This is a genomic window from Amphritea sp. 1_MG-2023 (assembly GCF_030547545.1).
Classification (GTDB): domain Bacteria; phylum Pseudomonadota; class Gammaproteobacteria; order Pseudomonadales; family Balneatricaceae; genus Amphritea.
On the sequence record NZ_JAUOQE010000019.1, the window covers coordinates 77,149 to 84,707 of the forward strand.

Annotated in this window: 10 protein-coding genes; 2 read left to right on the forward strand and 8 right to left on the reverse strand. The window is 49.9% G+C overall.

Annotated features, from left to right (window positions below; genetic code table 11):
- The 6 genes from Q4488_RS11540 to ccmA are packed head-to-tail and all read right to left on the reverse strand — an operon-like array spanning position 1 to position 4,749.
- On the reverse strand, positions 1-1,962 hold the full coding sequence (locus tag Q4488_RS11540; protein ID WP_303580624.1) for a heme lyase CcmF/NrfE family subunit: 1,962 nt from the start codon (positions 1,960-1,962) through the stop codon (positions 1-3).
- Positions 1,959-2,426 carry a cytochrome c maturation protein CcmE gene (ccmE, locus tag Q4488_RS11545; protein ID WP_303580625.1) on the reverse strand — a complete coding sequence of 156 codons (468 nt, stop codon included), beginning with the start codon at positions 2,424-2,426 and terminating at the stop codon, positions 1,959-1,961. The genes Q4488_RS11540 and ccmE overlap by 4 nt, the downstream gene beginning before the upstream one ends.
- Positions 2,423-2,602, reverse strand: a complete 180-nt coding sequence (gene ccmD / locus Q4488_RS11550) for a heme exporter protein CcmD (protein WP_303580634.1) — start codon at positions 2,600-2,602, stop codon at positions 2,423-2,425. The genes ccmE and ccmD overlap by 4 nt, the downstream gene beginning before the upstream one ends.
- Positions 2,603-2,612: 10 nt before the next feature.
- Positions 2,613-3,365, reverse strand: a complete 753-nt coding sequence (locus Q4488_RS11555) for a heme ABC transporter permease (protein WP_303580626.1) — start codon at positions 3,363-3,365, stop codon at positions 2,613-2,615.
- A 20-nt stretch (positions 3,366-3,385) separates the two neighbouring features.
- Positions 3,386-4,075: a heme exporter protein CcmB gene (ccmB, locus tag Q4488_RS11560; RefSeq protein WP_303580635.1), complete on the reverse strand. Its 690-nt coding sequence runs from the start codon at positions 4,073-4,075 to the stop codon at positions 3,386-3,388.
- A 35-nt stretch (positions 4,076-4,110) separates the two neighbouring features.
- Positions 4,111-4,749 (reverse strand): cytochrome c biogenesis heme-transporting ATPase CcmA, encoded by a 639-nt coding sequence (ccmA, locus tag Q4488_RS11565; RefSeq protein ID WP_303580627.1) that lies wholly within the window; start codon positions 4,747-4,749, stop codon positions 4,111-4,113.
- Between the two features lie 170 nt (positions 4,750-4,919).
- On the opposite strand from ccmA, the gene Q4488_RS11570 reads away from it, so the two are divergent.
- Together Q4488_RS11570 and Q4488_RS11575 are read left to right on the forward strand one after the other, a co-directional pair.
- Positions 4,920-6,329: a flagellar hook-length control protein FliK gene (locus Q4488_RS11570; RefSeq protein ID WP_303580628.1), complete on the forward strand. Its 1,410-nt coding sequence runs from the start codon at positions 4,920-4,922 to the stop codon at positions 6,327-6,329.
- An 11-nt stretch (positions 6,330-6,340) separates the two neighbouring features.
- On the forward strand, positions 6,341-6,610 hold the full coding sequence (locus Q4488_RS11575; protein WP_303580629.1) for an EscU/YscU/HrcU family type III secretion system export apparatus switch protein: 270 nt from the start codon (positions 6,341-6,343) through the stop codon (positions 6,608-6,610).
- Here Q4488_RS11575 and Q4488_RS11580 read toward each other — a convergent pair.
- Together Q4488_RS11580 and Q4488_RS11585 are read right to left on the reverse strand one after the other, a co-directional pair.
- Positions 6,607-6,999, reverse strand: coding sequence for a DUF2802 domain-containing protein (locus Q4488_RS11580; protein ID WP_303580630.1), 393 nt, complete (start codon positions 6,997-6,999; stop codon positions 6,607-6,609). The two genes, Q4488_RS11575 and Q4488_RS11580, sit on opposite strands and share 4 nt — an antisense overlap.
- A gap of 12 nt (positions 7,000-7,011) precedes the next feature.
- Positions 7,012-7,559 (reverse strand): chemotaxis protein CheW (locus Q4488_RS11585; RefSeq protein WP_303580631.1); only part of this gene is annotated, 548 nt, incomplete at its 5' end.

A 7,559-nucleotide genomic window follows, 5' to 3' on the forward strand; every position in this document is an offset into this window, starting at 1 on the left:
TCACGCAGCCGCTCGGGCTGCATCGCGCCGAGCCTGCTTACGATATCGAGGATCAGTGGCAGCTAATAAGCCACCCGCCGTCATCAATAAACCGCCCAACCATAACCAGCGTACATAAGGCTTATGCTGTACCCGCACCGCCCAAGCGCCATTTTCCAACGGTTCACCCAACGCCACATACAAATCACGGAACAACCCAGGATCGATATCCGCTTCGGTCATCACGTTTCCTCGGGCAGGATAAAAACGCTTTTCAGGGCGTAATTCACCGTAAAACTCGCCTTGATGCAGTACCCGTATGATGCCCATATCAGAACTATAGTTCGGCCCCTGCTTCTTCTGCGCGCCTAAAAATTCAAACTGATATTCACTAAAATTGATCACATCGCCGGGCGACATACGCAGATCGCGTTCTTCGTTATAGATACTCACCATCAACGCCCCGACAACGGCAACCGCAATACCCGCATGCGCTAACATCATACCGACATAGCTACGCGTCATCCCCTGCAAGGCTTTTTTCAGGCTGTTACGACCCGTAATTTTGCGCCAAAAATCCTTAAAGCTGGTAAATACAACCCAGAACACCAAGGTCATCACGCCGGCAACCACAACGTTAAACGTTTCGGCGTAATAGTATTGGAACGCTAGACCGGCGATCAGGCTCAATACCGCAGGCAGCCATAACTGCCGTAATAAAAATGACAGCGATGTTTCCCGCCAGCGTGCGGCAACCCCCACCCCCATCGCCCCTAGAATCAACAACATCAAGGGAATAAACAGCGAGTTAAAATAGGGCGGCCCGACTGAGATTTTACCCCAGCCCATGGCATCGACAATCAACGGATAGATCGTGCCTAACAGTACCATCATCGCCGATACCACTAACAAAATATTATTGATCAGTAACAGGGTTTCGCGAGACAACAGCGCAAAACTGGATTCACTCTTCACATTGCCCGCTTTAACCGCATAAAGAATCAGAGAACCACCGATGGTGATCACCAGTAATGCGAGAATAAAATACCCTCGATCAGGATCTGAGGCGAATGCATGCACCGATGTCAGTACACCAGAACGCACCAGGAATGTCCCGAGTAAGCTCAATGAAAAAGCAAAAATCGCTAACAACACGGTCCAGCTTTTAAACACGCCACGCTTCTCTGTCACCGCCAGCGAATGCACCAATGCAGTCCCGACTAACCAAGGCATAAAGGACGCATTTTCAACCGGATCCCAGAACCACCAGCCACCCCAGCCAAGCTCGTAATAAGCCCACCAGCTGCCTAATGCAATCCCCAGTGTCAGAAACGCCCAAGCAATACTCGTCCAAGGGCGAGACCAACGCGCCCAAGCCGAATCGAGACGACCGGTTAATAATGCGGCGATGGCAAAAGCAAATGCTACCGAGAAGCCCACATAGCCCATATAAAGCATAGGAGGATGAATAATGAGGCCAATATCCTGCAGCAAGGGATTAAGGTCGCCTCCCTCCGCTGGAAACGTCGGTAGATGACGATCAAAGGGGCTCGATGTCATCAAGGTAAACAGGGTAAAGCCGACCCCGACAATCCCCATCACGCCTAATACGCGGGCCACGATCTCTAGCGGCATATTCTTACTTTTAAAGGCCACCGCAACCGTCCAGCCACTCAGAATGAACACCCACAACAGCAGCGAGCCTTCATGCCCACCCCAGACCGCACTGATCTTAAAATACCAAGGTAATAAGGTATTGGAATTGGAAGCAACATAGACAACGGAGAAGTCATCGGTAACAAACGAATAACCTAAACAGGCCATACTAATCGCTAAAAAGAAAAACATCCCCAGCGATAGAGGACGCGCATAATTCATTAACAACGTATTACCGACAGAGGCCCCCACCATCGGCACAACCGCCAGCAAAGCAGACATACACAGCGCTAAAATCAGCGCATATTGTCCTAATTCAGGAATCATAGTGACTGAGCTCCTTTAGCGCGCAGCTGATCCGGCATTTTTCCGGCTTTTTCCAGCGCTTCCGCGACTTCCGGAGGCATATAGTTTTCATCATGCTTCGCTAACACTTCCACCGCTTCAAAGACCCCTTCGCTATTCATTTCACCTTGCGCGACAATCCCCTGACCTTCACGGAACAGATCCGGCAAGATTCCGGTAAACGTTACGGTGACATTATTGGCGTAATCGGTCATATCAAAGGTAACCTTGAGGCTTTCAGGATCACGCTTAACACTGCCTTCGACCACCATTCCACCGGCGCGAATACGCGTACCTTCAGGCGCCTTCTGCTCGACAATATCGGTGGGTGAATAAAACAAGTTAATATTCTGATTGAGGGCGTACATCACCAGCCCAACCGCCGTAGCGGCACCAAAAACAATAAACAGTACAATCATCAGACGCTGCTTCCGTTTAGGATTCATGACTTCTGTTTCTCCCTACGCAGCCGACGGGCTTGCTCACTAAAAATCTGACGCTTGTGCATCAGCGGATTGACAACATTGATCACCATCACCGCGAGGGCAATCCCATAACTCAACCAGACATAGAGGCCATGGCCTCCCATATCGATAAATTCGGCAAATGATTCGAAATTCAAATTCATATCCTCAACCAGTGATCAGGGTGCGAACCCAGCGACTACGTCGCTCACGTTGAATAATTTCGTTACGTAACCGCAGCATCATAACGACAGCAAAGAAACAGTAAAAACCGATGACCATCACCAACAAGGGCACCCACATCTCGGCCGGCATCGCCGGACGTTCAGTCAATGTAAAAGTGGCGGGCTGATGCAGCGTATTCCACCAGTCGACCGAGTATTTAATAATAGGAATATTGACTAACCCCACCAATGCCAGCACAGCCGTCGACTGTGCTGCAGTGCGTTCGCTTTCAATCGCCGAATTTAGTGCGATCACGCCAAGATAGAGAAATAACAGAATCAACATCGAGGTTAGACGTGCATCCCATACCCACCAAGATCCCCAGGTAGGCTTACCCCAAATAGCGCCGGTAACCAGTGATAAAATCGCAAGTGAGGCACCGATCGGCGCACAACTCTTCGCCACCATATCGGCCACTTTCATTTTCCAGATAAGACCAATGGCGCCGGCCAGTGCCATGAGCATATAACACGATTGAGCCAAGATGGAGGCAGGCACATGAATGTAGATAATTCTGAAACTATTGCCCTGCTGATAGTCAGCTGGGGCAAAGGCTAACGCCCAAACCGTTCCAGTGACGAGCGTTAGCAGTGTTAGAATCACAAAAATTGGTAGTAACTTACCCGTGATGTCATAACACCAGCGGGGCGAAGCCAGTTGATAAAACCAACGCGGCAGCCACTTATTTTCAGCCATATTTCAACCTTATCGGGGTTTCACCCACTCACACTAATTCTTAAAGCGGCACCAATTGCCAGCGGCGCCATCACCAACCCAAACGACAACATGGCGCCAAGTAGCGCTAAATACCCTCCTAAGGGTAACCCTGTCACCGCACCCTGCACGGCGGCACTGCCAAAAATCAGCACCGGAATATAAAGCGGTAACACCAATAACGAAATCAGTACTCCCCCCTTGCGCAAACCAACCGTCAGCGCTGCACCAATCGCACCGACGAGACTCAACGTGGGCGTCCCCAGCAATAAACTCAACATCAACCCCCACATGCCATCACTCGGCAGAAACAACATCACCCCCAGTAACGGGGCCAACAAGGTTAAAGGCAAACCGGTTAGCATCCAATGAGCTAACACTTTTGCCAGCACCACTAAATACAGCGGCTGCGGGCTGAGTAAAATTTGTTCTAATGTTCCATCTTCAAAATCAGAGCGGAACAGGCTATCCATCGATAACAACGTGGCCAACAATGCCGCGACCCACACGACTCCCGGCGCGACATCCGCCAAAAAAGCAGGATCAGGGCTAACTCCCAGCGGAAACAGTGTTGCCACCATGAGAAAGAAAATTAGCGGATTCACTAAATCACTTTTGCGCCGGTAAGATAGCAGCAATTCCCTTTTTAACGCGCCCCAAAATGGGCCATCAACGCGGCACTCAGTATTCATGACGTCGCCTGCCGGTCGATTAGGCATACTATCGCTCATAAAGTTCCTGCTAATTGATCCAAATTAAGTCGACGAATTTTATCCCCCATGGCCAACTCATGGTGAGTCGTTAAAATCACACTACCGCCCTGCTCGGCATGAGCCGCCATTAACGCTTCTTGTTCGGCGACGCCTCGCTTATCGATGGCCGTAAAAGGCTCATCCAATATCCATAACGGCGCTTGACTCAAATACAATCGAGCCAGACTAACGCGTCGATTCTGACCGGCCGAAAGGGTGTGACAGGGGACATCTTCAAAACCGCTTAAACCCACCTGAGCGAGCGCATAATCGAGTCGATCAAGGTGCATATCGGGATGCAGCGAAGCATACCAGCGCAAATTTTCTCGCGGCGTCAAGACCGCCTTGATGCCTGGCTGATGGCCGAAATAAAGCAACGATTCACGGTAAGCCGGTGCGCAGTGATCAAGATGCTCACCTTGCCAGTAGATATCCCCCTCGAAATGACGCGATAAGCCACTAAGAATCCGCAGCAAGGTGGTTTTACCGCTACCATTCTGGCCTTCTATCTGAATCACTTCGCCTGCGTTAACCTCGAAACAAAGCGCATCAAACAGCACTCGATCATCCCGCTCGCAAAAAAGATTTTCGATTTTCAGTCTTAATGTAGACAACAGCGCAACCTCAAAAACACGACTTCAATAAACGAAAAAACTGACAAGCTCACCTTTATCATTGGCAATAACCGCCGAAAGCAAGGCATTATATACAAAATAAACAGCCGTAGTGCATAACTCGATCAAAAGAACCATGAAGGTGCTAACACCGTGCAGGAAAAACACTCATGCTTAATCCGCTAAGCATACAGAATCTGCAAACCAGTGCCGGAAAATCACTATCCGCCGCCGAACTGATGCGCGCCTTGCCGCTCAATACGCCGGCACCGATTAGCATCCGTCAAAGCAGCGCCGATACAACACGGCCAAATCAATTCACCTTACAGGTACAGCTCGGTAGTCAGCTCTATCAACTCAAGAGTGATCAATCACTACCACCGGGCAGCACCGCCACGCTAACGCGCACGACCGCCGGGCAGCTGTTACTCAACAGCCAACAATCCACTCCTCAAGCGCAAACGTCGGTGCCTGTCGCGCCGCAGAACCCATCGCTCGCGAATAACGCGGCGCCCCCCTCCATCGCCACCCTAGCCACCCGTATATCAGCAGAGCTTAATCGCCTACTGCCCGTCAATCAGCCCGTTGTAGGCAGCGTAGCCGTGGCGATCAAAGTCGCGCCTGGCGAGGGGAATATTATCGCCACCATCAATGGTAAACCACTCCCCTTAACACTCAATCAGTCTCTCCCCTTTGAAGGCAAAGCATTACTCACGCGCACCGCTGACAATCAGGTGCTAATACAGCCATTCACACCCTCCTCGCAAAATCAAAGTGTCTCGCAGACGATTAACGCCGCATTACGCTATGTGTTACCCGCTCAACAGCCAATTGCCGATAGTCTCATCAAGCTGCAGCAGTTAAATAATAAAACCGGCGGCACGAAAAGCCCCATTAATAGCATGCTAAGTTCACTGCTCAACCTCTTTGGTGTGAATAGCGCTTCGGCTGCCGAGGCGCAGACGGGGGTGCGACAAAACTTAATTAATGGCGGTCTATTCAGTGAGCGCAATCTCACCGATCCACAGCGTCAACTCGCCAACAACGATATGAAATATCAGCTCAATCAGTTGCTAAAGCAGGCGGACAAACTACCGGAATCAGCAAGGCAACAGCTTCACGAGTTGGTTAAAAATTTACTCAATCGCGTCACCGCTAATCAACTGGAGAGCCTTCATAATACCCGCAGTAATAGTGATGGCACGACTGAACGCTACTTCGCCCTCGATCTGCCCGTTAAAAACGGCGATCTACTGGATAATATCCAACTTAAAATTTCCGAACATCGCAATCAACAAGATGAAGACCAGTGGCAACAACGCTGGCGCATTCGACTACACTTTGACTGGCAGACACAGGGCAGCATCGATGTCGAATTGGTATTGGAAGATGAACATCAAATCACGGCACATTTTTGGTGTAGTCAGTCACAAACTGCACAAGATCTTAAGCAAAAGCTGCCGGAATTTAACCATCAGCTACAGCAACAGGGGTTTACGATTCAGTCGACTCATTGCAGTGAAGGCACAGCGCCGAAAGCGATTAACAACGTTGAACAACTGATTGATATCACCACTTAAGCGAGCGGCTGATGAATAAAAAAACAGAACAATATCAACAAGCGGTTGCCCTTAATTACGATCATGAAGGTGCCCCGAAAGTCACGGCAAAAGGCCAAGGCGTGATTGCTGAGCAGATTATCCGGCTAGCGCAGGAACATGATGTCCATATCCACGAAAGCCCAGAATTGGTAGAAGTGTTGTTACGCTTAGAACTCGGCGATGAAATACCCGAAAGCCTCTATCGTGCGATCGCGGAGATTATCGCCTTTACATATCAGTTAAAGAACGGCGCGGATTAAGCCTGTTTATCCGGTGCGGCTATCTCTTTATGTAATAAAGCCATCAACTCGGCTTCAGGCCGCCCAATTCCACAATTTTTAACCAGATCATCAACATCGGCGCCCATTTCCATCAACCGGGCTGCCTGATTGTAGGCTAAAACCCCCGGATCACGACTGGCTAGCTCTTGCTGTTTTTCAGCGGTAATATTGAGTTGATTTTCGACATCCATCAAGCGATGGCCCATGCCGATAGAGCTACTGGTGAGCGCCTGTATTTCATTACGCAGCACATTGATTAAGGCTTCATATTGACGCTGATGTTGTTGCAGTTTACGCCGAGCATTAACCGTATAAGCGACGCAAACGGCTGCCATCATGGCCACGAGTGCTAAAGCGAACCAGATCATTTTATCTCCTCTTCACGGATGCAAGGCGGCATTGAACCCAGCTAACAAGGCTGGAACGTTGATCACGGCACACTGATACTGCATACAGGTACCCAAGAGCCAAGGCCGCGCTTTCGAATTGTTATTCCAAGTGATCAAGCTTTCGTCTATCGCTTGCGAATCGAGCATCGAGTCAATCGTCATGGCCCAAGGCTCACCTTTAAACTTCACCAACTCGGTGTAGCTTGCTTTAGCGGGATCATAGCGTTCTGGGATTATCCACATACCGGTATCGACAACATCTACAAGCGTACCGGATTCATCATAACTGCCAAGAATCCATTCCGCATCATGATGCAAGCCCAGCTTCATCGCGCTGATATCATGTGCGCCTTGCAAATATTCGATCGGTAGGGCCAGCTTGACGCCGTACATCTTCACTAACAAACACTGTAATGGCTGAGCCGCAACAACAGGTTCTGGTTGTGGCGCTGGCGCTGGCTCTGGCTCTGGCTCTGGCTCTGGAACACGATCAGGATCTACATCTGGAACTGGAGATGGAACACGATGTAGATCAGAAT

Coding starts and splice junctions, on each gene's coding strand:
- Q4488_RS11570 (WP_303580628.1), top strand. CDS start 4,920: ATGCTTAATCCGCTAAGCATACAGAATCTGCAAACCAGTGCCGGAAAA.
- Q4488_RS11575 (WP_303580629.1), top strand. CDS start 6,341: ATGAATAAAAAAACAGAACAATATCAACAAGCGGTTGCCCTTAATTAC.
- Q4488_RS11555 (WP_303580626.1), bottom strand. CDS start 3,365: ATGGCTGAAAATAAGTGGCTGCCGCGTTGGTTTTATCAACTGGCTTCG.
- Q4488_RS11540 (WP_303580624.1), bottom strand. CDS start 1,962: ATGATTCCTGAATTAGGACAATATGCGCTGATTTTAGCGCTGTGTATG.
- ccmB (WP_303580635.1), bottom strand. CDS start 4,075: ATGAATACTGAGTGCCGCGTTGATGGCCCATTTTGGGGCGCGTTAAAA.
- ccmE (WP_303580625.1), bottom strand. CDS start 2,426: ATGAATCCTAAACGGAAGCAGCGTCTGATGATTGTACTGTTTATTGTT.
- Q4488_RS11580 (WP_303580630.1), bottom strand. CDS start 6,999: ATGATCTGGTTCGCTTTAGCACTCGTGGCCATGATGGCAGCCGTTTGC.